The sequence below is a fragment of the Symmachiella dynata genome (assembly GCF_007747995.1).
In the GTDB taxonomy this organism is placed as follows: Bacteria; Planctomycetota; Planctomycetia; order Planctomycetales; family Planctomycetaceae; genus Symmachiella; species Symmachiella dynata.
Window position 1 is genome coordinate 508,269 of record NZ_CP036276.1, and the last position, 26,395, is coordinate 534,663.

The 26,395-nt window shown below is 54.4% G+C and carries 24 protein-coding genes; 16 read left to right on the forward strand and 8 right to left on the reverse strand.

The window, feature by feature from the left end; translation table 11 throughout:
- Positions 1 to 24: 24 nt before the first annotated feature.
- The 10 genes from Mal52_RS01900 to Mal52_RS01945 all read left to right on the forward strand — a co-directional run bounded on the left by Mal52_RS01900 (position 25) and on the right by Mal52_RS01945 (position 12,152).
- A complete protein-coding gene (locus Mal52_RS01900; protein ID WP_145373954.1) occupies positions 25 to 1,071 on the forward strand; it encodes a hypothetical protein in 1,047 nt (348 codons plus the stop codon).
- Positions 1,072 to 1,467: 396 nt separating this feature from the next.
- On the forward strand, positions 1,468 to 1,704 hold the full coding sequence (locus Mal52_RS01905; protein WP_145373956.1) for an acyl carrier protein: 237 nt from the start codon (positions 1,468 to 1,470) through the stop codon (positions 1,702 to 1,704).
- Positions 1,705 to 1,751: 47 nt separating this feature from the next.
- Positions 1,752 to 3,008 carry a lactate racemase domain-containing protein gene (locus Mal52_RS01910; protein WP_197534597.1) on the forward strand — a complete coding sequence of 419 codons (1,257 nt, stop codon included), beginning with the start codon at positions 1,752 to 1,754 and terminating at the stop codon, positions 3,006 to 3,008.
- Entirely contained in the window at positions 3,005 to 4,555 is a 1,551-nt protein-coding gene (locus Mal52_RS01915; protein WP_145373959.1) for a class I adenylate-forming enzyme family protein, read from the forward strand. Before Mal52_RS01910 ends, Mal52_RS01915 begins: the two co-directional genes overlap by 4 nt.
- A 352-nt stretch (positions 4,556 to 4,907) precedes the next feature.
- A complete protein-coding gene (locus Mal52_RS01920) occupies positions 4,908 to 6,464 on the forward strand; it encodes an NAD-dependent epimerase/dehydratase family protein (RefSeq protein WP_231962675.1) in 1,557 nt (518 codons plus the stop codon).
- A 304-nt stretch (positions 6,465 to 6,768) separates the two neighbouring features.
- Positions 6,769 to 7,947, forward strand: coding sequence for a DegT/DnrJ/EryC1/StrS family aminotransferase (locus Mal52_RS01925; RefSeq protein WP_197534598.1), 1,179 nt, complete (start codon positions 6,769 to 6,771; stop codon positions 7,945 to 7,947).
- Positions 7,944 to 8,534 (forward strand): sugar transferase, encoded by a 591-nt coding sequence (locus Mal52_RS01930; RefSeq protein WP_145373961.1) that lies wholly within the window; start codon positions 7,944 to 7,946, stop codon positions 8,532 to 8,534. The genes Mal52_RS01925 and Mal52_RS01930 overlap by 4 nt, the downstream gene beginning before the upstream one ends.
- Before the next feature lie 428 nt (positions 8,535 to 8,962).
- A complete protein-coding gene (locus tag Mal52_RS01935) occupies positions 8,963 to 10,423 on the forward strand; it encodes a hypothetical protein (protein ID WP_145373962.1) in 1,461 nt (486 codons plus the stop codon).
- A gap of 11 nt (positions 10,424 to 10,434) precedes the next feature.
- Positions 10,435 to 11,658 carry a glycosyltransferase family 4 protein gene (locus Mal52_RS01940; RefSeq protein WP_197534599.1) on the forward strand — a complete coding sequence of 408 codons (1,224 nt, stop codon included), beginning with the start codon at positions 10,435 to 10,437 and terminating at the stop codon, positions 11,656 to 11,658.
- The gene (locus Mal52_RS01945; RefSeq protein ID WP_145373964.1) at positions 11,658 to 12,152 is read left to right on the forward strand and encodes a VanZ family protein; all 495 of its coding nucleotides are present in this window, start codon (positions 11,658 to 11,660) and stop codon (positions 12,150 to 12,152) included. The genes Mal52_RS01940 and Mal52_RS01945 overlap by 1 nt, the downstream gene beginning before the upstream one ends.
- A gap of 148 nt (positions 12,153 to 12,300) precedes the next feature.
- Here the strand turns inward: Mal52_RS01945 and Mal52_RS01950 are convergent, their stop codons facing one another.
- From Mal52_RS01950 to Mal52_RS01965, 5 genes are all read right to left on the reverse strand, one after another.
- Complete coding sequence (locus Mal52_RS01950; protein ID WP_145373965.1) at positions 12,301 to 13,323, reverse strand: PIN/TRAM domain-containing protein; 1,023 nt, start codon at positions 13,321 to 13,323, stop codon at positions 12,301 to 12,303.
- A 155-nt stretch (positions 13,324 to 13,478) separates the two neighbouring features.
- Entirely contained in the window at positions 13,479 to 13,640 is a 162-nt protein-coding gene (locus Mal52_RS29530; RefSeq protein WP_197533649.1) for a hypothetical protein, read from the reverse strand.
- Between the two features lie 183 nt (positions 13,641 to 13,823).
- Positions 13,824 to 14,327, reverse strand: coding sequence for an HIT family protein (locus Mal52_RS01955; protein ID WP_145373966.1), 504 nt, complete (start codon positions 14,325 to 14,327; stop codon positions 13,824 to 13,826).
- A 60-nt stretch (positions 14,328 to 14,387) separates the two neighbouring features.
- Positions 14,388 to 14,774 carry a LysM peptidoglycan-binding domain-containing protein gene (locus tag Mal52_RS01960; RefSeq protein ID WP_145373967.1) on the reverse strand — a complete coding sequence of 129 codons (387 nt, stop codon included), beginning with the start codon at positions 14,772 to 14,774 and terminating at the stop codon, positions 14,388 to 14,390.
- Between the two features lie 238 nt (positions 14,775 to 15,012).
- Positions 15,013 to 16,149: a hypothetical protein gene (locus Mal52_RS01965; protein ID WP_145373968.1), complete on the reverse strand. Its 1,137-nt coding sequence runs from the start codon at positions 16,147 to 16,149 to the stop codon at positions 15,013 to 15,015.
- A gap of 309 nt (positions 16,150 to 16,458) precedes the next feature.
- Between Mal52_RS01965 and Mal52_RS01970 the strand changes: the two genes are divergently transcribed.
- The 3 genes from Mal52_RS01970 to tuf all read left to right on the forward strand — a co-directional run bounded on the left by Mal52_RS01970 (position 16,459) and on the right by tuf (position 20,121).
- On the forward strand, positions 16,459 to 17,307 hold the full coding sequence (locus Mal52_RS01970; protein ID WP_145373969.1) for a hypothetical protein: 849 nt from the start codon (positions 16,459 to 16,461) through the stop codon (positions 17,305 to 17,307).
- A gap of 257 nt (positions 17,308 to 17,564) precedes the next feature.
- The gene (locus tag Mal52_RS01975; RefSeq protein ID WP_145373970.1) at positions 17,565 to 18,566 is read left to right on the forward strand and encodes a DMT family transporter; all 1,002 of its coding nucleotides are present in this window, start codon (positions 17,565 to 17,567) and stop codon (positions 18,564 to 18,566) included.
- Positions 18,567 to 18,945: 379 nt separating this feature from the next.
- Positions 18,946 to 20,121 (forward strand): elongation factor Tu, encoded by a 1,176-nt coding sequence (tuf, locus tag Mal52_RS01980; RefSeq protein ID WP_145373971.1) that lies wholly within the window; start codon positions 18,946 to 18,948, stop codon positions 20,119 to 20,121.
- Between the two features lie 77 nt (positions 20,122 to 20,198).
- On the opposite strand, the gene Mal52_RS01985 is transcribed toward tuf, so the two are convergent.
- Positions 20,199 to 20,837 carry an ATP-binding protein gene (locus Mal52_RS01985; RefSeq protein WP_145373972.1) on the reverse strand — a complete coding sequence of 213 codons (639 nt, stop codon included), beginning with the start codon at positions 20,835 to 20,837 and terminating at the stop codon, positions 20,199 to 20,201.
- 102 nt (positions 20,838 to 20,939) lie between these two features.
- On the opposite strand from Mal52_RS01985, the gene Mal52_RS01990 reads away from it, so the two are divergent.
- Positions 20,940 to 21,425 (forward strand): metallophosphoesterase family protein, encoded by a 486-nt coding sequence (locus Mal52_RS01990; RefSeq protein WP_145373973.1) that lies wholly within the window; start codon positions 20,940 to 20,942, stop codon positions 21,423 to 21,425.
- A 42-nt stretch (positions 21,426 to 21,467) separates the two neighbouring features.
- Here the strand turns inward: Mal52_RS01990 and Mal52_RS01995 are convergent, their stop codons facing one another.
- Both Mal52_RS01995 and Mal52_RS02000 read right to left on the reverse strand, forming a co-directional pair.
- Positions 21,468 to 22,376 carry a three-Cys-motif partner protein TcmP gene (locus Mal52_RS01995; protein WP_145373974.1) on the reverse strand — a complete coding sequence of 303 codons (909 nt, stop codon included), beginning with the start codon at positions 22,374 to 22,376 and terminating at the stop codon, positions 21,468 to 21,470.
- A gap of 24 nt (positions 22,377 to 22,400) precedes the next feature.
- Positions 22,401 to 23,210, reverse strand: a complete 810-nt coding sequence (locus tag Mal52_RS02000; protein ID WP_145373975.1) for a DUF5131 family protein — start codon at positions 23,208 to 23,210, stop codon at positions 22,401 to 22,403.
- A 356-nt stretch (positions 23,211 to 23,566) separates the two neighbouring features.
- Between Mal52_RS02000 and Mal52_RS02005 the strand changes: the two genes are divergently transcribed.
- Together Mal52_RS02005 and Mal52_RS02010 are read left to right on the forward strand one after the other, a co-directional pair.
- Complete coding sequence (locus tag Mal52_RS02005; RefSeq protein ID WP_145373976.1) at positions 23,567 to 24,946, forward strand: hypothetical protein; 1,380 nt, start codon at positions 23,567 to 23,569, stop codon at positions 24,944 to 24,946.
- Between the two features lie 370 nt (positions 24,947 to 25,316).
- Entirely contained in the window at positions 25,317 to 26,234 is a 918-nt protein-coding gene (locus Mal52_RS02010) for an NAD-dependent epimerase/dehydratase family protein (RefSeq protein ID WP_145373977.1), read from the forward strand.
- Positions 26,235 to 26,395: the final 161 nt, after the last annotated feature.

Consider the following 26,395-nt stretch of genomic DNA (forward strand, 5'->3'; position numbering starts at 1 on the left):
CACGCACCCCACCAGAAACGCCCGATGCCATTTGAGATCGTAGAGGAATCGTTAGACGTCGCCCGCGATGATGCCATCGCCGTATTGGACGCCACCCGGCAACATGCGGTCGATCGGTCGCGGTTTCAATGGTTGTATTGCGACAATCCCGACGGACCCGCCGTGCTCTGGGCCATTCGCAAAACAGAAACGGGCGAAATGGCAGGCTTTACCGTCGCCCTTCCGCGGCGGATGCTTGTCGATGGCCAGTTGCGACATGCTTGGAACGGGGCCGATTTTTCGATTTTACCTCGATTTCGCACTTTGGGACTGGCTCTCAAGCTGCGCCGTGCAGCCAAGAACGGGGTTGATGACCAGCGCGTCGATTTTCTGTATGCCCATCCCAACGAAAAAATGGCCGTCATCCATGCAAAAGTCGGACATTCTCCGATCGGCGAGATGGTCCGCTACGCCAAAGTGCTCAGAACCGCACCGTACATTCAGCGCAAGGTGGGCAACAACGCACTGGCAACAGTCGGGGGAGCCATGCTCGATCCACTGTTGCGAATTGCCGGAGCGGAGACCCGCCATCGTGCAAAATGCAACACATCGCTGATGGACATCACAAATATTGATGAACGTTTTGACAAACTCTTCGCCAATGCCGCCCCTGCGCGGGGCGTGATCGGGGTCCGCGATTCAAGATATTTGCGTTGGCGATACGCCGAAAACCCGCTGGAAACAGCACAAGTCATTATCGCTGAGGAAAACGGACAACTTTGCGGTTATCTGGTGATGACCACCCAGCAGGATATGGGAGTCATCAAGGATCTGTTTCCGATGGATCGCCCCGAAGTGGCGCGCGACTTGCTCGCTACTGCTATCCGACAGGGACGCAAACAGGGGCTGAACAGCCTGTCGTTTACCATGTTGTGTTCAAACCCCTTGATCTCTTCGCTGGTGGAGTTCGGATTTCGTCAAAGAAGCGGATTGTCACAAATGTACGGATATGCACCGGAATCCAGCGAGCTCCGGGCGACTCTGTTGGACGTCAATGCTTGGTGGTTGACGGTCGGGGATCGCGACGTTTAACCGGTGTATCCGTCAAATCAATCTTGCGCATCGACTTCCGGCATCGGAACGGCCTCCGTAAATTGGCCAGATTGCGGTCCATGTGTCAGGATGGAGTGATTATGCGGTGAACGTAGAAACAAAATATTTTCGACCCGAAACGACAATCCACCGGGTGGACTGATGTGCAGGTGGACGGGTTTTGTGCTATTCTTTTTCCGTGTTTGCCATATTCGACGTGTTGATACGCCTAATTCTGGCCGATCACGTACTTTCCCTAAGAGAAAATGACCATAGGGGTTTTGTACAATCCGCGTGAGTCAGCACGTAGATTTCTCATTGATGGGTTGGGGCAAGATTTTGCAGCGGTTGCTGAGCCGGTCTTTCTTATTTCTTCTCCGTGTTGATTAGCAATAGATGAAAAACGAAATTCGAACGTACTTGACGAACAATCGCGCCTCGTCCGAGGCAGGCCAATTCGATGATCAAGAGTCACTGCTTGAGGCAGGAGTCATTGACTCGATGGCAATGGTCGACTTGATTGCCCACTTGGAAAAAACCTATTCGATCACCATCGACGAAGATGACATGGTTCCCGAAAACTTCGATTCGGTCGAAGCGATCGTGACTTATGTCACCGGCAAACAGGGGTAGCAGCACTGGTTCAGTGATTCGCAGTTAATTAACCGTACGGGATGACAATGTCTGAGATTAGCGTCGAACTTCCTTGGGGGGCTTGGTACCGCGACGAATTACATCGTCTGCAGTTGCCCGGTCATTGGGAAGTCGACGTCTTGGCACCTGCCGGAGGACAGGCATGCACGCCGCAGGACATTCAAGCAGCGATCACCGCACCGATTGATAGCCCACCGCTGGCGGAGTTGGCCGCTGGAAAAACGTCGGCGTGTATCGTGATCGATGACATGTCCCGACCCACCCGTACAGCCATGATCCTGCCGCCGTTGTTGAATCAATTGCGGCAGGCCAGCATTGCCGATTCGGCCGTCTCCATTGTGATGGCCACCGGTTCGCATGGAAACGTTCCCGCTGAGGACATCGCCAAAAAAGTCGGTCCGGAAATCGCGGCAACCTATCGCGTCGAATGCCACGATTGCCGCGGCGACTTGGCTCCAACCGGCATTGCCTACGGCGACCGTGAACTGCGCGTCAACCGTACATTCTACGAAGCGGAATTGAAGTTGGGCATTAGCTCGATCCTGCCGCACTCCTTTGCTGGATTCAGCGGCGGCGCAAAACTCGTTTTGCCGGGATTGACCGACGTCCAGGCGACCGCCCGCAGTCACAAATTTGTGCAACTCGGTCTGCGAGGCGGAGCAGATCCTGATCGCAACAAATTCCGCAGCGAAGCTGAACAACTGGCTCGGACTCTCGGGATGGAATTTATTGTCTGCGTCGTGAGCAATCAACAGCGCGATCCGAGTCATGTATTCGCCGGCGACATCGTGGCTGCGCATCGCGCCGCCTGCCATGCCGCCCCGGGGGTTTTCTCTACGGAATTGCGACGCGACTACGATTGCCTGATTCTCAATGCTTATCCGAAAGACAATGACCTCATACAAGCCGAAAACGTTTTCATTGCCTTAAAGACCGCGAAGTCGCCGACCGTTGGCGATGACGGCGTGATTGTTGTGACGACCGCTGCGTCAGAAGGGGTGGGACAGCATGGACTGTTCGAGCCGGGCGGCCTGAGCTATCGTCCTCCGCAGCCTAAGCGTTTTTTGAAAAACCGCGAGCTATGGCTGTATGCTCCGACGGTCACCACGCAAAATGCGCGCGCTCTCTATTGGGAGGGCTATCCCGTTTTTCAACGGCCTGAGGAATTGACGGCCGCCTTGAATCAGCGGTTTCCGCAGCCAACCCGCTGCGGCGTATTCCCTTGTGCTCCCATGCAACAGGTCAGCGACGCGCGCGGCGCGGTGATGGGGGTGGCGGTATGAAAACACTCTTCGCACAATTTCAAGAGCGCGTAACAGCAGCGCCGAATCGCGTAGCGGTCCATCACCGTAATTGCGATACGACCTATTCGGACTTGGCCCGCAGTTCCGCTGCGGTCGCCGCTTGGTTACAAGCACAAGGGCTACAACATGGCGATCGCGTCGCGGTGCTGATCCCCAATAGTGCCGCCTTCGTTGCCGCCTACTTGGGAATCCAAGCTGCCGGAGGCGTTGTTGTTGCTCTCAATCCGGATACGACTCCGCACGAACTCACCAACACGCTGGGCGATTGTGCACCGTTTGGCGTTGTCACCGGAGCAGCCGCGGAAGCACCCTTGTCGCAGGTTGCCGAAAAATTGCCGAGCGTCCGCGTCGTGGTTCGCGTGGATGAAAAATCGGCTCCGGTTTTTCCACAGTCCTGGAAAATCGCCGCCTGGGCCGATGTCGCACAACACCCCGTCTCGCAATCGCCAGCGCTGCCACAGTTGGAAGACATTGCACAAATCATTTACACATCCGGCACGACCGGCAAGCCCAAGGGGGTCACGCTCAGCCACGGCAACGTCGCCGCCAATTGCGCTTCGATCGTCGAGTACCTGAGGCTCTCGGCCGACGATAGTGTGTTGGTCAGTTTGCCCTTTTTCTATTCGTACGGAAACTCGTTGCTCTTCACACATTTGGCCGTCGGAGGCCGATTGGTGTTGGCATCCGACACGGTCTTTTGGAACCGCGTGCTAGATATGATGCAACGCGAACGGACAACCGGATTTTCCGGAGTCCCTTCGACCTATGCGATGTTGCTGCACAAATCCGATTTTCGCACGCGGGAGTTTCCTGAGCTAAGATATCTCACATGTGCCGGCGGAGGACTTGCGCCGGCGGTCGTCGATCGGCTGCGTGACGTCGTGCCGAACGTCGAATTGTTCTTGATGTACGGACAAACCGAAGCAACCGCGCGGCTTTCGACTTTGATGCCCAATGAAGTCGACACAAAACTGGGATCAATTGGCCGGGGAATTCCCGGAGTCGAATTGTCAGTGCTCGACGATACGAATACTCCAGTTCAACCGGGCGAAGTGGGAGAGATTGTAGCGCGCGGCGAAAACCTCATGCAGGGGTACTGGAACGACCGCACGGGAACCGAACGCGTCATTCGCGAAGAAGGTTTGCGGACAGGCGATCTCGCCAGGGTGGATGAGGACGGATATCTGTTCATCGTGGGCCGCAAATCGGACATTATCAAAAGCGGCGCCTATCGAATTAATCCCAAGGAATTGGAAGAAGTCATATTAAAATTGCCGGGCGTTGCTGAAGTCGCCGTTGTGGGTCTGCCGGACGAAATCCAAGGCGAATCCATCGTGGCCTTTGTCGTGCATTCGGCCAATGAAGTGGAAACAACCGCGGAGGTGATTTTTGAACATTGTCGAAAACATCTGCCGCGTTACAAAATGATCCGCGACGTGCGATTTGTGGACAGCCTCCCCAAGACGCCTAGCGGAAAAATTAGAAAAAATGACCTAAGAAATGTGGACGACTCGGTGCCTGCTTAAGTCGGTAGGACCTGTTTCAGAATCTAGTTGCAGAATGTTCTGAAAACGTGCAGATTCAGTGTCAGCGGGACACGATGGAGATCTTTTGAAACGACTTAATTGGAAAATTATCGAGAAATTCACAGAATTGCCACAATGACATTTACATAGGTATGGCAACCTAAGAAATTAGAGGCTTATCGCCGCTCAGGCAGCTAAGCCGCAAAATCGGGCCATGTAACGGAAAACAAGTTTTTTTGGGCAGTCCTAGACATGGTGCCGTTGGTTAAGAATCGCCACCGGGACGATAAAAGACCGCGCACCATCGATAGACAACCGTGGAGATCCACCAGGAGTCGGCCCCGTGTTTAACATGAAAAAAATGAAAATCACTAAAGCGCAGACCGTCCGTTTAGTCGCTGACGCGGCTCTGATCAATGTTGCTTTTATCGCTGCCTTGGCGCTGCGATTCTTCCTGTTTGTCGCCATGCGACATCAAACTCAGGTCGACTACGAAAATGAGTTCTGGTCGCTGGTCACCGCCTATTGGCAAAACGCGATTCCACTGACGTTGGTCTCGCTGGTGGTCTATTCACTCAGCGGATTTTACACTTACAGCCGCGTCTACCAGGGGCGCTACAAAGCTCTGGTCGTGGCGCAAGCCGTCGCCCACAGCTATTTGATTTATGGCGTCGCGGTCTATTTTCTGGCCGACCGTCTCGACATGGTCGAAATCCCGCGGATCGCATTCGTCATGGCCTGGCTGATGAACACCGGCCTTACGCTGGCCTCGCGAACATGGACCTCGGTTTGGGAAAAAGTTGTCCGCCCCGAACGCGACGCCAAGCTGCGAGATGTCGATTCCAAAGTCCGCAGTGTCCTCGTCATTGGTGGAGCCGGTTACATCGGCTCAGCCTTGTTGCCGAAACTGTTGGAGAAAGGCTACCGCGTTCGCGTGCTGGACATGTTTCTGTTCGGCCAAGAGCCAATCGCCAAAATTGCTAATCACAAAAATCTAGAGCTGGTTAAGGGAGACTTCCGTCACGTCGAAAAAGTGGTGGAAGCCATGCGTGGAATGGATGCCGTCGTGCATCTGGGAGCCATCGTGGGTGATCCGGCTTGCAATCTCGATGAACGTGTGACCGTCGCCGTCAACCTGTCGGCCACGCAAATGATCGCGCAAGTTGCCAAAGCCTCAGGAATTCGCCGCTTCATCTTCGCCAGCACCTGTTCGGTCTACGGAGCCTGTGACGAACTTCTCGACGAACGCTCAGAAGTCGAACCGATTTCGTTGTACGGACACACGAAACTTGCCGCAGAAAATGGCCTCAAGAACATGGCGGACGCGAATTTCGCACCCACCTTGCTCCGGTTCGCCACGATCTACGGTCTCTCGGGACGCACACGGTTTGACTTGGTGATCAACGTCCTGTCTGCCAAGGCCAAAGTCGACGGGCAAATTACTGTCCACGGTGGTGACCAATGGCGGCCGTTCGTACATGTTGACGACGCTGCATTGGGCGTATTCACAGCCTTGGAAGCCCCGCTGTCGGTCGTCGGAAATCAAACCTTCAATGTCGGCTCGGATGAGCAAAATCATACGATTGGCGAAATCGGCCAAATGGTCAAAGACCAAGTCTTTACCGCCGAATTGATTTGCGAGGAATCGAACACAGACAACCGCAATTACCGAGTCAGCTTCCAAAAGATCCGCAACCTGCTGGGCTTTACTCCGGCATGGACGATCGAATCCGGGATCAGCCAGGTTCTCGAAGCTGTCGCCAGCGGCGAAGTCCAAGACTACCGCGACGACAAATACAGCAACGTCAAATTCCTCAGCGGCTCCGGCGTGATCGAATTGGTCCGCGCCGACGACGACTGGTCGAAGCTGCTCAACGAGACAAGCGACACGTCGCAAGTCCCTGTTTAGGCACGAACAGCATTCCAAACCAATCCAATGGGCCTCCTCACAATCGAGTGGAGAGGCCCATCGTTGTGCCGTCGACCGTCCGCCGAAGAAAATCTGTGTCCACGCGACCTGCAGCGCCTCAGACCGTCGAGAAATGCTTCTCTGAGCAGCACGATCGCCGTCGCGATTCATACGACCGTCAAAAAAAACAGCGCCTGGTCGGCCCACGCTGCGCCGAAGGGCGGATTGTCAGGTATATTTACCGGTCGGCACTGCCGATTTTTCTTTGATTGTCAGGCTTACCTAATCCCAGAGGATTGGCAAATTGACTAAAACGACGACACTGGCCCAGCATAAAATCCCCTTCTTCTTGCCGACCATCGGTGAAGACGAAATCAACGAGGTCGTCGACACGCTCCGTTCGGGATGGTTGACCACCGGGAAAAAAGCAAAGCAGTTCGAGCAAGAATTCGCCGACCGCGTGGGGGCAAAACATGCCATCGCCGTGAACTCCTGCACAGCTGCGCTGCACTTGGCGCTCGAAGCACTCGGCATTGGTCCCGGCGACGAAGTCATCGTCCCAACACTGACGTTCGCCTCGACGGCTGAAGTGGTTGTGCATCTGGGGGCAACACCGGTCTTGGCCGATTGCCGACCCGATACGCTCAACATCGATCCCGCATCGATCGCCGCAAAAATTACGTCGAAAACCAAAGCGATCATTCCGGTGCATTACGCCGGCCAACCGTGCGATATGGACGCGATTCACGCGGTCGCCCAAGAGCACAAATTGCCCGTCGTGGAAGATGCGGCTCACGCAATCCCGGCGCGGTATGGCGAGCGGGCCGTCGGAACGATCAGCGACATCACCTGCTTTTCATTCTACGCGAACAAAACCATCACCACCGGCGAAGGAGGGATGGTCACAACCGATTCGGACGACCTGGCTGCCCGGATGCGAATCATGTCCCTGCACGGCATCAGCAAGGACGCCTGGAAACGCTTTAGCGCCGAAGGCTCGTGGTATTACGAAATCACCGCTGCCGGATTCAAACACAACATGACCGATGTGGCTGCGTCGATCGGTTTGCATCAACTCCGGCGGTGCGACGAATTTTGGGAAGGCCGCACCCGCTGCGCCGAGTTTTACAACCGCGCATTCGCCGACGTTCCCGAAGTTCAAACGCTCACGGTCGATCCTCAAAATCAGACCTCTTGGCATTTGTATGTGATCCAATTGCACCTGGACAAACTCTCCATCGATCGCGGCGAATTTATCAACCGCTTGAACGCTGCCGGTGTGGGGACGAGCGTGCATTACATGCCGCTACACATGCATCCCTATTATCATGAGACGCACGGTTACCAAGTCGATGATCTGCCGGTGGCCAAGTCTGCTTTCGAACGAATGCTTTCGCTGCCGATTTATCCGCGACTCAGCGACGACGAGCTAAAATACGTCGCCGATACAGTACAGGCGATCGTGGCGGAGACGCGTGCATGATGAAACGCATGTTTGATTTATTGGTTTCGTTTTGCGGACTGTTGTTGTTGTGGCCGGTGCTTTTGGTTTCAGCGGTGTTAGTCAAATTGACCTCGCCCGGACCCGCCTTGTACCGGCAACAACGCATGGGGCTCAATTTCCAACCCTTCGACATCCTCAAGTTCCGCACGATGGTTGTCGACGCTCACAAATTGGGGGGACAGATCACCGCCGGCCGCGACCCGCGCATTACTTCGGTTGGTCACTTTTTACGCAAAACAAAAATCGACGAGCTGCCGCAGCTAATCAACGTCTTTAAAGGCGAAATGAGCTTCGTCGGACCGCGCCCAGAGGTCCCCCGTTATGTGGAAATGTTTCGAGACGACTATGCGGAACTGTTGAAAGTCCGTCCCGGAATTACCGATATCGCTTCGCTCAAATACCGGCACGAGTCCGAACTGCTCGGGGAATCCGACAACCCGGAAACCACATACACCCAAGTCATCCTTCCCGACAAAATCGCCCTCGCCAAAGAATACATCCGCCGCTCGTCGATCCTATTTGATCTTCAATTGATCTTTAAAACCGTATTGCGAATGGCGGAGTAATTTCTGATTCGGGCTTTGGCGACGGGTGTGATTAACCTACGGGGCGATGATCGCCCGCTTGGTGATGCGTCTGCGGTAGCCGTTACTCAGGTGCATAGACCTCTTCCACAACCATGATGTTCGGGCAGGTTGTATCATCGTTACTGGTTGCGGTATGGCATCCGGTCGCCACACCGTTACGGGCTGCTGTCAGAAGTGATCTTTCACTTTAACGGTTCTCGAATTGCGTAAGTTCTATTTCGCCTCGACATGGTTATGATTTTGCTCGCTACCGAATCTGATTCCCCGGCAGTCCCGATCGTGGGGAGCCTGCCGATATGAGCAAGAATTCATCTCTCGCGGGCAGTGAGTCCATCAGTCATGAGGTGCAGAGCGCTGGGGGGAGGGCACAACTATATGGGTCAGTTATTCACTGGCGCTATGGGGTCTTGTCACTCTTGCTCATCGGGTTGATGCTGTCCGCCACCTTGGAACGCGATTGGGGCGGGGATTTTTGGGAGCATAGCGCTGTCGTGCGCGAATTGGCGGAAAATCCATGGTCGCCTCAACATCCGCAATTTGCCCTCGATGCACCGCACGCATTTTACTCGCCGTATTCCATGATCGTCGCCTTGGCATCGCGAGGTCTCGGTCTTTCACCCATTCGGACACTTGCGATTGCGGGAATTTGCAATCTGGCCCTGGTTTTGTTTGGGTTACGATGCTTCATACACACTCTGCCACTTAGCAAGGGCACCTCGTTTTGGACGCTGTTGTTCACACTGATTCTATGGGGCGCATTTCCTTGGGACTGGAGTGGATTTTTACATCTCCGGATATTGGACAATGTGCTGCCCTACCCATCGACGTTTGCCACCGGGCTTGCGTTTGTGTGTTATGCCGCGTTTTATCGTTATCGGCAAACCGGTCGCTACTGGTTGTTGGCCGTTTTGCTCATCGCTTTTCCGGTCATCCTGATCTGTCACCCACCCACAGCGGCGGCCGCGTTCCTCGTGTTGTGTGGCCTCAGTCTTGCAGAAGGAATGCAATCGGTCCGTCAGTCTCTAATGCTATTGGCCGGTTTGGGTGTCTGGTCGGGCATCGTGGTTTCGCTGTGGCCCTATTTCCCTTTTTGGGGGATTGTCACATCTAGCGATGCAACCAACATCAAGGAATTTCATGCAACAGCTCTGTTGTTCTATCAAGACGTGCTTTCCCGAATATTTCCAGCGCTGTTGGGATTGCCGTTCCTTGCGCTACGCTTCTGTTCAAATCGACGCGATCCGTTGCCACTGATTTTTGTGGTGCTTGTTGCCGCCTATGCCGTGGGCCCGATGTTCGGTCTTTGGCAATTCGGTCGTATGATGCCCAGCCTGGTGCTTGTATTGCACATCACCCTCGCTGACCGGGTCGCATATATCGAACAGCGCGCTCTTTCCGGTGCGGTGAAATTGCGGAATCTCATGGCAATGTATATTGTCGTCGGTGCGAGCCTATTGATGTGCGCCGACCTGTGGAACGTCTCGTCTCGGTTCCACCATTGGATTCCGGAACACGATCCCAACGCGGAGTATGAATTTCTAGGCGACTATGTTGGTCAATACGATGTCGTCCTCAGTGACCTAAAGAGCAGTTGGATTGCCCCGACGTTCGCTGGGAGGGTCGTTGCTGTGCCCCATCCTCAGGCGTTCGTCGATTCCCACGAAATTCGTCGCCAGGATCTTGACCGATTTTTCAGGGGCGATACGCCACAAACTGAACGAGAAACAATTCTCAAAAAGTATTCCGGGCGCTTCATATTAATCAATCGCCGAAACAATGATGTGAGCATCGAATTCATGGAGCAAGTCCGCCAACTTGGCGACGCTGTCTATGAACGCGGCGATATCACTCTCATAGCCCTCAGATAATGCATCAACCTATGAAAATTCTCTTCTTACAAAAGCGACCGCTGTTCCCCGCCGATATGGGGGGCAAGATCCGGACTCTCAACGTTCTACGTTACCTAGCCGCCTGGCACGAGGTCACCTACTTGTGCAACGTGCAAGCGGGTGAGGAACCGGGGGTGCAGGAGATGCGCGAGATTGGCCTGCGGGTCGAGACGGTTCCCTGGGTCGAGACGCCGCGGAGTACGCTCAAATTCTATGGAGAACTTGCGGCCAACCTCTTCTCCCCGAATCCGTACAACGTCGATAAGGATTACGATCCCCAGTTGCGCCGGCGGGCTGAGGAGTTGCTGGCTGCTGAACAGTACGATTTGGTCGTCTGTGATTTTGTGCAGATGGCCCGTAACGCCATCGGCCTCCCGGCGGCGGCTAAGGTTCTGTTTGAACACAACGTCGAAGCGCAGATCTTCGAACGGCATGCGCAGCAAGACGAGGGTTGGCTGCGCAGAAAATACATGGGGCTGCAATGGCGCAAGATGCGACAGTTTGAAGGAGAAGCGGGGCAGCAATTCGACGCTGTCGTCGCCGTCAGCCACCAAGACAAAGAGACTTATATCCGCGATTACAACTGGGACCATGTGCAGGTGATCGATACGGCGGTCGATCTCGATTTCTTTCAACCCGACCCGGCTGCCGAACAGCCGCACCGGATTGTGTTTGTGGGGTCAATGGATTGGCTTCCCAATCAGGATGGTGTCCGGCATTTCGTGGAGCAAGTTTGGCCGTCGATTCGCCAACGATGTCCCGAAGCCGAATTCCGCGTCGTCGGTCGCAATCCCACGCCGATGGTTGAGCAATTGGGCCGCGCACCCGGCGTTGAGATCATGGGCACCGTTCCCGACATTCGCCCCTTCTTAGCCGAAGCCGCGTTGGCCGTCGTCCCGCTGTTAGTCGGCGGTGGGACGCGATTGAAGATATTTGAAGCGATGGCCATGCAAAAAGCAGTCGTTAGCACGCCCTTGGGGGCCGAAGGATTAGAAGTTACCTCCGGCGACAATGTGCAACTCGCCAACGCCGGCCCCGATTTCGCCAACGCCGTCGTCGATTTGTTGCAAGATGCGGACAAACGCCACAAGATGGCTGCTGCGGCGCGTCAACTGGTCGAGGAAAACTATTCCGCCGAAACAGTCGCCCGACAATTCGAAGCGATTTGCATCCAAGCCGTCGATTCTCAAAAAACTGCCGCCGGCACGGTCTGATGACGTTCCACGATCACCATCGCAAATCGCCCGTTGTCGCGAAGAGAGCGGCCCACTTGCCCGTACGGCTGTGGTGGGGCGCGGTCGTCGCATATTTTCTGCTGCTCAGCTATCTGCTGCTCACGCCGCATCCGTTGTGGTTCATGGGGACGGCTGGCGTAGCGGCTGAGGAGACTGTGGATAGCACGCTGGCGGACTATGCGCAGCACGCTCTCGCCTATGCCGTGTTGGGGGGGCTGATCACCCTGGCTGCGGTGGGCAAGTCATTCCGGTTTCGCTGTGGCTGGCTGACGGCAGCAGTGGCACACGGAGTTCTCTGCGAAGTCCTGCAACATTTCATTCCCCACCGCCATTTTGGCGCGCATGATGCATTGGCCAATGCTGTGGGGGTGATGGGCGGTTGGGCAATGGCGATGCTTCTCTGCCGTTTGCCGGTGGTCCGTGCCATGACCATGTCGGTTTCTGTCCCTGACCCGGACATCGTCCGCAATTGATCGGCGCGGCTGCTAAGTAACGGCGTGTCTGCTAAGTAATCACGAGCAAAATGCAACGGCGAGGCGAAGACGCTTCGCCGTTACTCTTGCGCGGAGCACGTGCTGGTGGCATGCATTTTTCAATGCGCCGTTAGGCCGCACGCTGTGGTCAATGCTCGTCGTGGTCCCACAGTTTCCCGAAGATCATACGGCCGGCGCTGTTTTGCAGGACGCTGGTGACGATAATGTCTGCATCGGTGCCGACAAGGTCGCCCGCCGCTTCGCACACGACCATCGTGCCATCGTCGAGGTATCCCACGCCTTGACCGACGCTTTCTCCTTCTTTGATGACCTTGATCTGCATCCGTTCGCCCGGGAGATAGCGGGGCTTGAGCGAATTGGCGACGTCGTTGAGATTCACCACATCCACGCCTTGCACGCTGGCGACCTTGTTCAAATTGAAGTCGTTGGTCACCACCCGCCCGCCAAGTTCCATCGCCACTTCCACCAACCGTTGATCGATCGACAGTCCCTTCGATTCCTCACCATTTTCAACATGGTGCATGCGGACGTCGGTTTTCTCGTCGGCCTGTAAACGCGCCAAAATATCCAGCCCACGACGGCCGCGATTTCGCCGCAGTTTTTCTTTGCTGTCTGCGATATTTTGAAGTTCCTTGAGCACAAATGTCGGCACGATCAATTCTGAGTCAAGCACATTGGTATCGACCATATCGGCGATCCGCCCATCGATGATCGCACTGGTGTCCAAGATAAAAGGACGGCCCCCTTTGACCTTTTTAGAAAACTCAACGTAGGGAATGATGAAGCGAAAATCGTCCCTCGTATGCAATAACCACGTCACGCACAAATAAGGGGCTGTAATACTTGTCAAAATTTTGACAAGATTCCCGTAGTTGGAATTAACGAGTGCCGGTTCCAATGCTTGGTTCAAGAGGTTGCTCAACAACCACCCCACCAATAGCCCGAAGTAAATCGCCGATATCACTTGCAGGCTAAATCGCCTCAATCCGAAATCCAACAATGTGGCTGCCTGTGTGATCAACATCAGCACGACAAACGAAACAACGGGATAATCAGCGACTATCTCTGGGCGGTTTTCCGAACTGACGAACATGCCTGCCGCGCCTGCGCAGACAATCAAATAGATCGAACGAATGATGATGAATAGCATGCTACACCTAAATAGCGAATGCGATGGAGATCGCATTTTGGATTGAAAGTTGCAGGGATTTCAGACCTGCTGAAAACTGCGCCCGTGGGAAAATCCATGCAGTGAACAGACCACTGCAGCAACCCAAATCAGCGATTTGGATGTGCTAAGAGATTTCAAAAAAGTCCTGCAATATCTATCTGCGGCGCATGCTTCAGATCAGGACGGTAAGGCCAGTCAACAAAAATGCCGTTCGGCGACGGTTCGAATGTGAGCCACTTCACAAAATTGTCGTCTGTTTTGAACCAAGAATCAAGCAGCCTTGCCACTTCGATCACGTCTTGTTGGCTGTTCCTATCAGCACTCGCGGTCCCGGAGTCATAGTAACTAGTGTGATACCCTTGTCTACCGGCCCGCTTTTTGGGGTGCGAATGGGTGGTTTTGTGGGCTTGCCACCAGCACCGCACGTATTTTCCCTACAGATGTGGGCACTTGCAAAACTTCCCCGCAACGGCGCGGCGTCACTTTGCTTCATCGCCCAGGGTCTCTTTTAACAAATCGTACAAAGCATGCAATGATTGCGGAATAACCGTCGTATCGGAGATCACAGTCATAAAATTCGTATCGCCGCTCCAGCGCGGTACGATATGCCAATGCAAATGCCCCGGCAGCCCCGCGCCGGCGACATGTCCCAGGTTCAGCCCGATATTGAATCCCTGGGGAGAGAGGCTTTGCTGCATGGCCGAGGTCATTTGCTGCAAGACCTGCATGCACTCCAGCATCTCCTCATCATCCAATTGCCCAAAATCCCCCTTATGGGCGAGCGGCGCAATCAGCAAATGCCCGTTGTTGTACGGATACCGATTCAAAACGGTGATTGTCCGCGGACCGCGCGTCACGACCAGATTCTCAGCGTCGTTTTGCTCCGCAATATACCGGCACAAAAAACAATCCGGCCCGGATTCGTCCTTAGGCTCTTTGATGTATTGCAACCGCCAGGGCGCCCAGAGGATTTCTTGCGACACGGTTTCAGGACTCTTTTGATCTGGGGTGAAGGAATTTGCTATGGTACGTGTGAGGATCTCTTACCGCGCCGGCGGCAGAAAAATCGACTGCCCCGGCTGCAGTGTCGAGGTCGCGTCTAAACCATTGCTGTCCAGCAGTCGCGACAACGGAATTTGGTGGGCGCGGGCGATGCCCGAGAGTGTATCCCCCTGCCGGACTTGATAATACTGCTGCGTTTCACTGCGGTCGGGGATGTCGACGATTTGAGAAACAGGCACATGTTTGATCGGCCCTGGATTCGGCGTGAAGTCGCCGCTTTGCTGAGACACCACCGGTCCCGGCGTCTGTTGCGTGACGGGCCCCGTGCCGGGATCAATCACTTGATGGCCTCCGCAGCCAGCCATCATGACCAGAGACAACACAGGCAAAAATCGAAGTTGTCGGTCGGCATCAGAATCAGCATACACAATCCAGGATCCTTCCAATTCGATTCAGGCATCCGCTGCACAGTACGACCCAGATTCTAACGCGTTTGCCGACACATGAAAATGCCGGTCCGGGGCAGGCGGCTTGAGGCTTGAGGGGACAGGCGTGAGGGGAGTCAATTGGGCGTCGAGCGCAATAGGAATGTCGAATGATCAATCGAAACCGCTTGACATCCGATGTCGTATTGCGGCCTCCGAGATCTTTCTCAAGCCTGTCCCCTCACGCCTCAAGCCGATCAGCCCCCGCCGGGAGCGATGGGTCTGCTTGGAGCGAAGGGGCTGCTGGGGGTGTCCCACGGCGCAGCCAGCCGGAGAGGGTCCCGTAGGCGCGTTTGATCAGGCTGCCATCCAGTACGCCCTCGGTGATCGTGGCTTCGTCGCTGGAGAAGTTCGTCCAGACAGCATCGATGTACGGGGCGTACGACTGGCTAACGGTCGCGTAGAAACCTTGTTCGTTCATCGTCTTCAGTGAATCCGCATAGTGACCGATGACCACTTCATTAAACAAAATGCCGGCCACGCTGATGCCGGTCATCGTTCCCGTCGCCACCGATTGTGCTTTGCCGAGACTGTGCATGGTGACCGCCGTTGAGACATTCAACAGACTCACATTGTCCCGTCCGGCAATCTCGCGCATTTCATTCCAATAGCTGGTGATTTCCGATTCCGGAATGATCGACGTATAGTTGGCTGCCGAAATCGCCGCCCGCGTTTCGTCCAACGACTTTTTGAGTTCGTCCACCGACAATGGAGGCGCATCGATCAAACCGGCTGCCTGCCCGGATGCATTCCGCACAGCATCCAAAATGTCGTCCACCTGCTCAATCGTCGAAGTCTCGTCGATCAATCCTTGTGTCTTCAATTCGGTCGCCAATTCCTTGGCATACACCTGCGTTCCGTACGCCACGTCGCTGACAATTGCCAGCATCCACATCGGCGAGAGATGCATCATCGATAGACCCGCCAGATCGACAAAGTTGCCCACCGCCTTGCGGGCCATATAGCTCTCCATCCCCGCTTCCGCTTCAGCAACTTCAGCCGGTTTCGTCTTGCCAATATCCTCGGTGAGGAACCGCAGCGAATTTCGGACAACCACCTCATAGGTCTTGGAATTATGAAAGCCCCGCGGCACCAACAATTCCGCCGCTTCACGCGCCGCTCCGGACGCCAATGCCACCGTACTGCGCACCGTCCGCTCAGGCAGCGATAAGGTGTAGAGCAAATACTGTGTCAAATCCGGCGCGGCGACGTCCAGCGGTACATGCTTTCCGCACGAAACACATTTCAAATGCCCGGCCAACGCTTTTTCATCACTCAGCTCACCCTGGCAACGGGGACAACAATGGTCGGTGGTCATGCGATTCAATCCCCAATTTATTGATTAAATTGTGCGACAGCACGTCTCTCTCAAATAGAGGTCTATCCTTGAATAACGGGTACTTCTGCCCATTGGATCACAAGAATTAGCATTTCCTCCCGGGTAATTCCCCACTCAGACAAGACGATTGCCGGGCGTCCTGGCGTTTTGCTTGCGACTTTTCCGGTTACGGGAGGGAATCTGAGAATGCTCAGGTTGGCGAAGATTCGATTTCGTCCTGCCGATGCGATCTCACAGCAGGCATGGTGACTTTACAATTCTCCATGTTTTTTGGGCAAGGACGCTCTCATGAAATTCCAATGGAAGGCAGCATGCGCACTCTGTGCCGCCCTGATGTTCGTCGGCTGTACGCGTGTGGTTGTTAAAAAAGATCCCGGATACGACGACAAAGGATTTCGGTATTACCGGCCAAAACCCTATCTGTTTATAACGCCCGGAACGAGCGGTGGTGGCGGGCCCAGTACGTTTTCTATTCAGCAAGGAAAACCACTGGAGATCAAAACCAGCCAAACCGGTAATGCGGGGGAGATCGCACAAGCCGGCTATCAGCTGTCCGACACAGATGCCGATGTGACTGACGCGAATACATTTCAAAAACTTTCTGCGCCGGGGGCTCCCCAAGCTCCGTCAAAGATCTCCATCGATCTTGTCTACATGCCCGATTTCGCTGAGGAATACTCGGTCGAATTGAAACCCGGCCTAGGCATCGGCGAGTTAAGCATGGAATTGGAGGATGGCTGGAAGCTGACCAGCGTGGGTATCAAAACGGATCAACAAGTCGATGAAATCATCAGTAGCGTTGCGGAAGTTGTGGAGGCTGGTGGCGGATTATTGGCCCCGAGAGGGGAAGCAACCAGTGATGGGGGTGCACCTGTTGGACCCCATGGGATCTACGCCACAAACGTCCCCTTCGGATTCTACGAAGCAGTGATCGCCTGTGATCCGTGCGGCCGCAAACAATTGTATGGTTGGCGCTACGTCGGCTTTATGCCGTTTCAAAGTTGTCCCACGCAGCCTTGCGGCATGCAGACCGTGGGATGCGAAACAGACGTAGGCACGATCTTTGGATTGGTGTGGGTGAACGGAATTTTGCAATTCGCAGAAATCGGCGAGATTCCCCGCCAACCGCAACCGTAACCGAATTTGCCCATCACAAGATTACACTGAAAAATAATTACAGCGGATGTTTTTTTTAAGACTGGGGGCGTCATCGGCCTGTATCTGTCGGTGACGCCCCAATTTCGTAGACAATCTGGTACATCGCAAACTTTGCGCTTGGAATTCGAGCGCGTCTCTGCACCCTCGTCGCCCTGGGCATTTCGGCGGAAACTGGTATTCTGTGTCAAAGCGAACTCGAGAATACACCGCTGATTCCATCCGCAGATAATTCCCCCATGACTTCCAAGTCGCAACCCGTACATCTGGTCACGCAGCAACCTTTGAGCATGACGACTGCTGGGTTGTGCGTATTGATGTCGGCACTGTGGGGTGCCAATGCTGTCGCTGTCAAATTCTCCACCGTCGATATTCCCGCGATCTCCACTGCATTGATTCGCTTCGTGCTCGCAACGCTATTTATGCTGCTTTGGTGTCGCTGGGAAGGCGTCGGACTAAAACTAAATCGGACACAGTTCCGGTCGGTGCTCATCACGGGCGTCTTGTTATTTTTGCAGATCGGCGCATTTCATCTCGGGGTGGCCCGATCGAGTTCCTCGCACGCGACGCTGTTCGTCAACACCTATGTCTTTTGGGTGGTGGCCTTAGAACATTTTGTGATGCGGGCGACGCAACTTTCCTGGAATCGCATGCTGGGGCTGCTCATCGCCGGATCAGGCGTCGTGCTGATCGTGGCGGTCGACACACAAAACACAACACCCACCAAAGGCGATCCCGCGACACTCGCAGGCGACCTCATGTTGTTGGCCAGCGGATTTTTGTTAGGCGTCAAGATCATCTACACCAAACACGCGCTACGTAAAGTGCAACCGGGGCCCCTCACATTTCATAGCGGCCTCGTCGGTGTCGTGCTGTTTGCGATCTACACCACACTCTTCGAAGGAGTGAACCTACTCCACGTAACACCGGCTGTGATTTGGCAATTCAGCGTCGAGCACACCCCTTCGCTGTTGGGGTTATTGTATCAAGGCGTGGTGGTGGCCGGCTTCTGTTTCGCACTCTCGGCGTTGCTACTGCGACGGCACGCCGCTTCACAAATCTCAGTCTTCAGTTTCGCCTCACCGCTATTTGGCCTAACGTTCAGCGTCATCTTCCGCGGCGACCAACTCTCCCCCTGGCTAGCCGTCGCCGCCCTATGCGTCATCGTCGGCATCTGGCTGGTAACGGCGGTGAAAGCACGTGGAGAAAACGGCGTTCCATCGAAGAAATCGGCTCGATGAGCAATCATCTCTGACGCGAAGCTCATTTTGCGCGAACCCTTCCGCAGTTTTCGTATCTAATGGGAAACCAGTCTATCGCATCGAGCAAAAAACTATGACTACTTTTTTCTTCAACCAAGCCTCTTACACATTTGACTCGTCATTCGATGGCGAGGCGGAGACGGTGTCGGTCTGAAGCATTTCCGAAAACCCAACCTCAGCCCGCCCAGTGAATTCGCTTGGCGGGCTGTTTTTGTTTCTGCAGTTGGATTTCTCTGTTTAAGTCGCAACTACTGCCCTGGCGCTGCATGGGCACAAAAAGGCTGCCGAGGCTGCTCTCCTTGTCGGCTGGTCAGTGGGCGCGGTGCAATTCCTCACTTCGAAAGGAGTACTTTGAGCAATGGTTCAGAAAGTTCACGTGAATGTCGGGACAATCGGTCACATCGATCATGGTAAAACAACGTTGACGGCGGCCATACTGGCTGTGCAGGCGTGCCGTGGAATGGCCCAAGCCAAAAGCTACGCGGATGTTTCCAAAGGAGGGACCGTGCGTGATGAGACGAAAACGGTAACCATTATCACGAGTCATGTGGAGTACGAAACCGAGCGGCGCCACTATGCGCATGTTGACTGCCCCGGCCATGCCGATTACATCAAGAACATGATCACCGGCGCGGCTCAGATGGACGGCGCAATTTTGCTCACGTCGGCGGTTGACGGTCCGATGCCGCAAACACGTGAGCATATCCTGCTTGCGCGACAGGTCGGTGTGCCGCATATCGTGGTGTTCGTCAACAAGTGTGACCTCGTCGACGATCCGGATATCATCGATCTCGTCGAGATGGAAGCCCGTGACCTGTTAACCAAATACGGCTACAAGGGTTCGCAGGTGACAGTCATCCGAGGGAATGCCAAAGGCGCTCTGGAGCATCCCGATGATCCACAATTTTCTGGGTGTATCGAAGAGTTGCTGGCCGCTTTGGATACGGAGATTCCTGATCCATACCGGGATGTCGACAAACCATTTTTGTTGGCAATCGAAGGTGTGCATCAAATCGAAGGACGCGGAACGGTGGTCACGGGGCGTATCGAGCAAGGTCTCGTCCGTGCCGGTGACGATGTCGAGATCCTGGGGCTAGCGGAACCGATTCGTACGGTTTGTACAAGCGTGGAAGCGTTCCGGCAAGTGTTGGATGTTGGTTCCGCCGGTCAAAATGTTGGTCTGTTGTTGCGTCGAGTGAAGCAAGATCAAGTGTGTCGCGGTCAAGTGATCGCGGCGCCCGGTAGTATATTGCCTCGCCGAAAATTCCAGGCCGAAATTTATGCATTGACGAAGGAGGAAGGAGGACGCCATTCTCCATTTTTTAATGGTTATCGTCCTCAATTCTACTTCCGGACCACGGATGTGACAGGTGATACGAAGTTGGTTGGCAAGACCGAAATGGTCCTACCGGGCGACTCAGTGTCGGTTCGAATCGGCTTGGATAAGCCGGTTGCTTTGGAACCGGGCACACGTTTCGCGATTCGTGAAGGAGGTCGGACTGTCGGCTCCGGCGTAGTAACCGAAGTCGATTGACAGTCCCTTGGCAACGCACCACTCGTCGCAACGCGCGGCGAGTGGTGTCTGTAAAAGCAAGTTGAGTTGCCACGTCATCACGACAACAGCAGGCGTTCGCCGGTAACATCATCATCGAGCGTGATATGACAATTCGAGATTGCGAATTGTTGGTCCGTAAACCATCGTTGAAATGCGGGAATGTCGAATTGCGTTTCTCCTAGGAGGGAGCGGTCTGGCAGAAAGCTGATTTGTTCCCATGTTTTAGTAGTGTCGCCTATCTCGGCGAAGGGACCGACCGGGGCTCCTCGTTGATACTCTTGTCGCCAATGCCGGGCATCGATACCACAATCGACTTTCAGCCACTCGCTCAGTGCATTGACAACGACGACCCCCACTCGACACAGATCTTTATTGACGGCACGTTTGGCATCACGGCAAGCGTACATGATCGTCAAGAGACTCTGAATGGCTGGCAATCCGTCGCTGCCGATGAGTGGAAGCGGTAGCCCGTTGTCCCAAATGGCGATACTCCCGTCACCGCGGATTGTTATGCGAATCTCTGTTGCGCAACCTTCGAGTGCGTTGTCCAGTGAAATGCACAGACATTCCTGCACGAGAGAATTCACTGCATGCCGCTGGCCGAATTCAGGCAAATACATGGTCGGCCGAGCACGAATCCCGTCTGTTGCACTGAACGAATTTATTGGCTGTGTGTTATCGCGAGAATTTGACATGACGCATTCCCCTTTGACGAGAGAGTTGTATTATAACAAATTCCACGTCCTTCAGACTCTGACTCAGTGGTTGGTCGACACACGCTAGATGAAACACGCCCCATGATCGGCATCCTCGCGGACACACACAATCACGTCAAACGCACACTGGCCGGTGTGCGGGTGTTGCAAGAGCAGGGGGCGGAGGTGTTGGTGCATTGCGGCGATTTGGCGAGTCCCGAAATCGTCGAGATCTGCGCCGTGCTGCCGCTGTATTTTGTGTTCGGCAATCACGACGCGGACAGCGCCGCTGATTTGAAACAGGCAGCCAAGAAACATGGGGCAACCTGTCTGGAGTGGGGCGGGCAGTTCGAGCATCGCAGCAAACGGATCGCCGTCGTCCACGGCCACATGACGATCGACCTGCGGCCGTTGCTGGAATCCGAACCCGATTACCTACTCACTGGCCACACCCACACCGCCCGCGACTGGCAATCCGGCCCCACCCGCCGCATCAACCCCGGCGCATTGTTCCGCACCAGCGAACCATCCGTGGCGCTGTTGGATGTGGTGGCGGATGACGTGCGGTTCTTACGGGTAGTTGTGTAGTAACAACTTGAGAAGTGATTTTAGTGGTCGGAAATGACGAGTTCACAAACGCACTGTTTCGCCACCAGAAAGGATATCTGACGCAATTTTGGCACCCGTCGCCTTCGGAGTAGCCAATAGCAAGAAATAAAGGTGACCACCTTTTGAATTGCGAATCAAAGCTGCTTTGGATACGTGTCCAAAGGCCTTTTTCAACCGAGCGCGGTACCAACGTAAAAGCGCTATACCAGAGTTTTCTGATTTTTCATCAATTTCTTCACCGAACAAGTTGAATTGTGGCTTATATAGTTCCCTGTACCAATCGGGCGAACCAAAGTATCTATCAAGCTTTTCCCGACTTTTTTTAGTAAGCTTCGTCGAATCACGGGGCAGGAGTCGTTGGATAGCCATCCCTACTGGAAAATTTAAAAACACTTCGATTGCTTCTGTTTGGGCGAGGTTTTGAAGAGTATCCCACCCCACCTGCATTCCGAAGGGATCAAGAAAGACGACTGCTCGGTTCGTTTTCCAATTAACTTTTTTGGAATTGACGACGCGATTCAGAAGAAACTCGTTGCAATCCAATTTGTGAATTGAAATGCTGCGAGAAGTTCCAAATTCTTCTTTCAATTGTTCGAGTTCAGTGGCGCGTTCAGCATTTTTTTCGACGAAAATATAGCCCGAAAATGGATTGTTAAGTTCTAGAGCGATCCTCGGAGAGCCTGCCAGAAAGGCTTGGTGTTCCGGTTGTTGAGATCCATCATGCGATAAATCCAGCAGTGCAGATTCAACTTCGAGTTCATTGACCTCCTTGTCACGTACCTGGTGCTTTCCAGGGCCAGCAAACGCATCAATGTAATAATAGCCTTCACACCAACTCTGTTTTCGCATGATCGTTGTGTAGGCATTCAAGTACTTCCCTAAGCGATCAAGTTTGTCTTTCGCCCACGGACCAACTGTGCTGGAAGCCATATTGCATCCTCAGAAATGGAGATATCACGCGCTCGCCACCTCCAACAACTCATGTTCGATTTTTGAGCGCAATGTTTTTCGAGTTACCGTATCCGCCATCGCATGGCGTGAGATCTCCGGAAACTCGTCATAAGTCCGTCCCTCCAACTCCCGCCCCGCCAGTTTCTTCCGCACACCGCCCCATTGTTTGAAGAAGAACGGCACGCCTGCAGCGGAGCATTGTTCGCGGATGTTGACGACCCAGTCCGGGCGCATTGGGCGCGCACCGGCGCCGCTTTCGCCGCCGACGATCACCCAGTCAATGCCGCTCAAATCGAACGTGCCAATATCTTCCAGGAGTGGTTCGATCGACAGGAACGTCATCGCTGCCCCTGCGTGACGAAGATGGTCAATTCGCGGTAGGCCGTGCCGGCGGTTTTCGACGCTGGTCCCCCACCAAATGTGCGGTTGCTGCGCGGCGGCCCGGAGCTTGGTTTGCAGTAAGTCTTGTAGACGTTGCGATCGTTTGGTCAAAACTTGATACACGTGCCAGTTGGCTGTGCACATCATTTCCACCACCGCTTCTATGTAATCGTCCGGCACGTCTTCGTGAAACAGATCGCTCATGGAATTCACGAACACCATTTTCGGTTTCGACCATTTGAGCGGCTCCGTCAGTTTTTCTGGAACGAGTCGCAGGTCAAACCCCTGTTCATAGGGATGCCCCGGCACGCCGCGAAAACGTTCAGCAAACGTCTCCGCATAGCAATGCTTGCAGCCGGGGCTGATTTTGGTGCAACCCCGCATTGGGTTCCAGGTTGCATCGGTCCATTCAATTTTTGAGCCGTCACTCATTGATCACCTCGTTGTGTACATGTGTACATTATTGTCTTGCTGGCGCTGTATTGCAACGGAATTCCTACATCATTTCAAAAAAATCAGCCATGCCAAAACCGTATTGGTGCGGACTGGGGTGGGGATAGTCTCAAGCAAGTTACGACTTCGACGCATGTCAAAGACGCCGACAGTGTCGGTTGCGCCGAATCCCCCTCTTGCGCCGGCGGCGGGTGCTGGCGGGTATGCGAAGTGCGGATAAATTGGGCAGGAAGGCTAAAGGGGGTAGCCTGTGCGTGTCGAAGAAAAGAGATGAACGGGCAACGTCTGGTTGTCGGACGTACGAAATACTGACACTTTTTGGGGATAACGGAGAGATGAAACACGCATTTTGGATCTCCGTCGCCGCCGGGCTATTCTTGGTTGCATGCGACGGAACTACAGCCGAAGCAGGATATTGTGGAGCAGCGAACTACTCATGCTGCCCAACGTCCTGTTGTGCCCCGAGCGGGGACTATTGTGCCGCGAAATCGAACTGCTGCACCTGCTACAAGCAAGTGCGGGAAGTCAAATGGGAAAAAGAACAGTACACATGCTGCAAAACAGTGTATGACACTGTCTGCGAAAAAGTGCCGGTGCAATGCACTCGCAATGTGTACGAAACACGCTATCGCGATTGCTGCTACACCGTCTGCAAGCCGGTCTACAAGACTTGCTACCGCGACGTTTGTTGCACGGTTCGCCGGCCGGTTTACAAGACCTGCTACCGCGATGTCTGCTGCAAAGTTTGCAAGCCGGTCTACAACACCTGCTATCGCGACGTGTGCTACACGGTCTGCAAACCGGTCTACAAAACCTGCTACCGCGACTGCTGCTACACGGTCTGCAAGCCGGTTTATAAGACCTGTTACCGTGACGTCTGCTGCACGACCTACAAACGCGTCTGCGAAACCAAATATCGCGACTGCTGCTACACGGTCTGCAAACCAGTCACGGAAACCAAGACGATCGACGTTTGCTGTGGCGAATGGAAAACCGTTACGGAACACTGCCCCGGTCCTGTGGTTTGCAAATGTGTTTGCGATCCCGGTACCTGGGAAACCAACTGCTGTGGTTGCTGCATCTACAAGCCGGGTTGCTGCCGCATGGTCAAACAACAGTGCCCCGGCACGACGATTTGCCGCAAAGTCTGGTGCCCCAAGACGGTCAAAAAGACTGTGTGCTGCACCCGTTATGTCACGGAAACCAAGCATCGCCGCGTGCCTTACACCTGTGTGAAATGCATCCCGTGCACGACAACCAAGAAGGTTCCGTACACGACTTGCAGCTACGTCCGCGAATGCAAAACGCGTCGCGTGCCGTACACGACCTGCACGATGGTTCGCCAGTGCTGCCACAAGAAGGTGCCGTACCGTACTTGCCGCATGGTCACCGAATGCGTCACCCGCAAGGTGCCGTACACGACCTGCACCTACAAGTGCGAAACCATCACCAAGAAGGTGCCGTACACAACTTGTCAACACGTGACGCAAACCTGCACCCGCAAGGTTCCGTACTGTGTCTGCAAGCAAGTTTGTGAGACGAAGTACGTCACACGTCGCAAATGCGTGCCGCGTCAGGTTCAGGTCACCTGCACCCGCTGCGTGCCCCGCGTCACCTGCAAAATGGTGCCGGTCCAGGTCTGCTGCCCCGCCGACCCGGGATGCTGTGCCCCATCCGATTGTGCGGCTCCGCAAACCTGTTGCGAGTCCAAGTAATCGGTGAAAAGTAAGACGCTGGTTGTTTTCGTCCCAGGGCGACGAAATGACTAGTTTGGTGGCAAACTTGAATCCTTGCCCGTTCGACAGGGGTCGGCTGAAAAGCCGACCCCTGTTTTCGTTGAGTGCCTCTCAAATCATCCACCCTGACGCCTCCCTCCTTGGCAGAACATTTGAGAGGGAGATGGACCATGATGTGCTGTGAAAAAACTCAAGATTGCTCAACCAGGCGGCAAAACTGATTCAATCGTCACAGCTTGTCCGGCCGATACATCTTACGGAGCGGAGCAACCCACAGGCGCGCGGACGCGCTACGTACGGGTGTGCACCCCCGCTCGGGACCTTGTTTCGGCCAGGAGATTCTAACGCGATGAAGATATTGGTCACCGGTGGAGCAGGCTATGTCGGCGTGCCTTTGGTCTCCGCGCTATTGGATGCCGGACATCAAGTCACGATTGTCGACAATTTCATGTTCGGCTTCGAATCTGTGCTGCATCTTGTTTCGCGGCCGAATTTGAAGATGATCAAAAACGATGTCCGCAACGAGGACCTCTCGTATCTCGATGACAGCGACGTCGTCTTTCATCTGGCCGCCATCAGCGGGTATCCCGAGTGCGAAGCCAATCCCAACTCAGCGCAGCGGATCAACCTCGATGCCTCGATCCGTATTTCCGATCATCTCTCCAAAGATCAACTGTTGGTCTTCGCCTCGACGACCTCCATCTACGGTGCATCCGGTTCGGTCAGTGATGAAGAGACCGAGGTCGCTCCGGTGAGCTTGTACGGCATGACCAAACTGCAGGCCGAACGGGTGATTATGCAGCGCGAGAATTCGATCTCGTTACGCTGGGCAACCGTCTTCGGCGTGGCCCCCCGCATGCGGTCCGGGTTGATGGTCAATGACTTCGTACAAAAAGCAATACACGAAGGAACGTTGGTGCTCTATTCGGGCGATTCCAAACGGACCTTCATGCACGTCAACGACAGCGTTGCTGGATATCTCTTCGCGCTGGAGCACGTCGACCAAATGCGAGGCGGCGTCTTCAACATGGGCAGCGAGGAGTTGAACTACTCCAAACGGGATATCGCCGAAAACATCCATCGCTACGAATCATTCGAAATCGTCGATTCCAGCATGTGCGACAAAGACGTGCGGCATTTTTATGTCTCGTACGCTAAAGCCAAGGCGCTGGGATTTGAATGTCAGTATTCACTCGACGATGGCATCGTGGAGTTGATCAAGCTGTATCGCTTTTTCAATCCGCACTCGTTTATTAAAGCGATTTGAAATGAGTGGCCGGTGGCCGGTGGTCAGTGGCCAGACAGACTCGTTTGTAGGTCATGCTGTGCATGACGCTGCTTGGGGAAATGTGAACCTATTGAGCGATGTCATGCACAGCATGACCTACGGTTCTGGCCACCGGCCACTCGCTACTGGCCACTGAGAAC

Coding starts and splice junctions, on each gene's coding strand:
- Mal52_RS01945 (WP_145373964.1), top strand. CDS start 11,658: ATGACGTTCCACGATCACCATCGCAAATCGCCCGTTGTCGCGAAGAGA.
- Mal52_RS01990 (WP_145373973.1), top strand. CDS start 20,940: ATGATCGGCATCCTCGCGGACACACACAATCACGTCAAACGCACACTG.
- Mal52_RS01905 (WP_145373956.1), top strand. CDS start 1,468: ATGAAAAACGAAATTCGAACGTACTTGACGAACAATCGCGCCTCGTCC.
- tuf (WP_145373971.1), top strand. CDS start 18,946: ATGGTTCAGAAAGTTCACGTGAATGTCGGGACAATCGGTCACATCGAT.
- Mal52_RS02000 (WP_145373975.1), bottom strand. CDS start 23,210: ATGAGTGACGGCTCAAAAATTGAATGGACCGATGCAACCTGGAACCCA.
- Mal52_RS01950 (WP_145373965.1), bottom strand. CDS start 13,323: ATGCTATTCATCATCATTCGTTCGATCTATTTGATTGTCTGCGCAGGC.
- Mal52_RS02010 (WP_145373977.1), top strand. CDS start 25,317: ATGAAGATATTGGTCACCGGTGGAGCAGGCTATGTCGGCGTGCCTTTG.
- Mal52_RS01970 (WP_145373969.1), top strand. CDS start 16,459: ATGAAATTCCAATGGAAGGCAGCATGCGCACTCTGTGCCGCCCTGATG.
- Mal52_RS01940 (WP_197534599.1), top strand. CDS start 10,435: ATGAAAATTCTCTTCTTACAAAAGCGACCGCTGTTCCCCGCCGATATG.
- Mal52_RS02005 (WP_145373976.1), top strand. CDS start 23,567: ATGAAACACGCATTTTGGATCTCCGTCGCCGCCGGGCTATTCTTGGTT.
- Mal52_RS01975 (WP_145373970.1), top strand. CDS start 17,565: ATGACTTCCAAGTCGCAACCCGTACATCTGGTCACGCAGCAACCTTTG.
- Mal52_RS01900 (WP_145373954.1), top strand. CDS start 25: ATGCCATTTGAGATCGTAGAGGAATCGTTAGACGTCGCCCGCGATGAT.
- Mal52_RS01930 (WP_145373961.1), top strand. CDS start 7,944: ATGATGAAACGCATGTTTGATTTATTGGTTTCGTTTTGCGGACTGTTG.
- Mal52_RS01915 (WP_145373959.1), top strand. CDS start 3,005: ATGAAAACACTCTTCGCACAATTTCAAGAGCGCGTAACAGCAGCGCCG.
- Mal52_RS01910 (WP_197534597.1), top strand. CDS start 1,752: ATGTCTGAGATTAGCGTCGAACTTCCTTGGGGGGCTTGGTACCGCGAC.
- Mal52_RS01985 (WP_145373972.1), bottom strand. CDS start 20,837: ATGTCAAATTCTCGCGATAACACACAGCCAATAAATTCGTTCAGTGCA.
- Mal52_RS01995 (WP_145373974.1), bottom strand. CDS start 22,376: ATGGCTTCCAGCACAGTTGGTCCGTGGGCGAAAGACAAACTTGATCGC.
- Mal52_RS01920 (WP_231962675.1), top strand. CDS start 4,908: ATGAAAAAAATGAAAATCACTAAAGCGCAGACCGTCCGTTTAGTCGCT.
- Mal52_RS01965 (WP_145373968.1), bottom strand. CDS start 16,149: ATGACCACCGACCATTGTTGTCCCCGTTGCCAGGGTGAGCTGAGTGAT.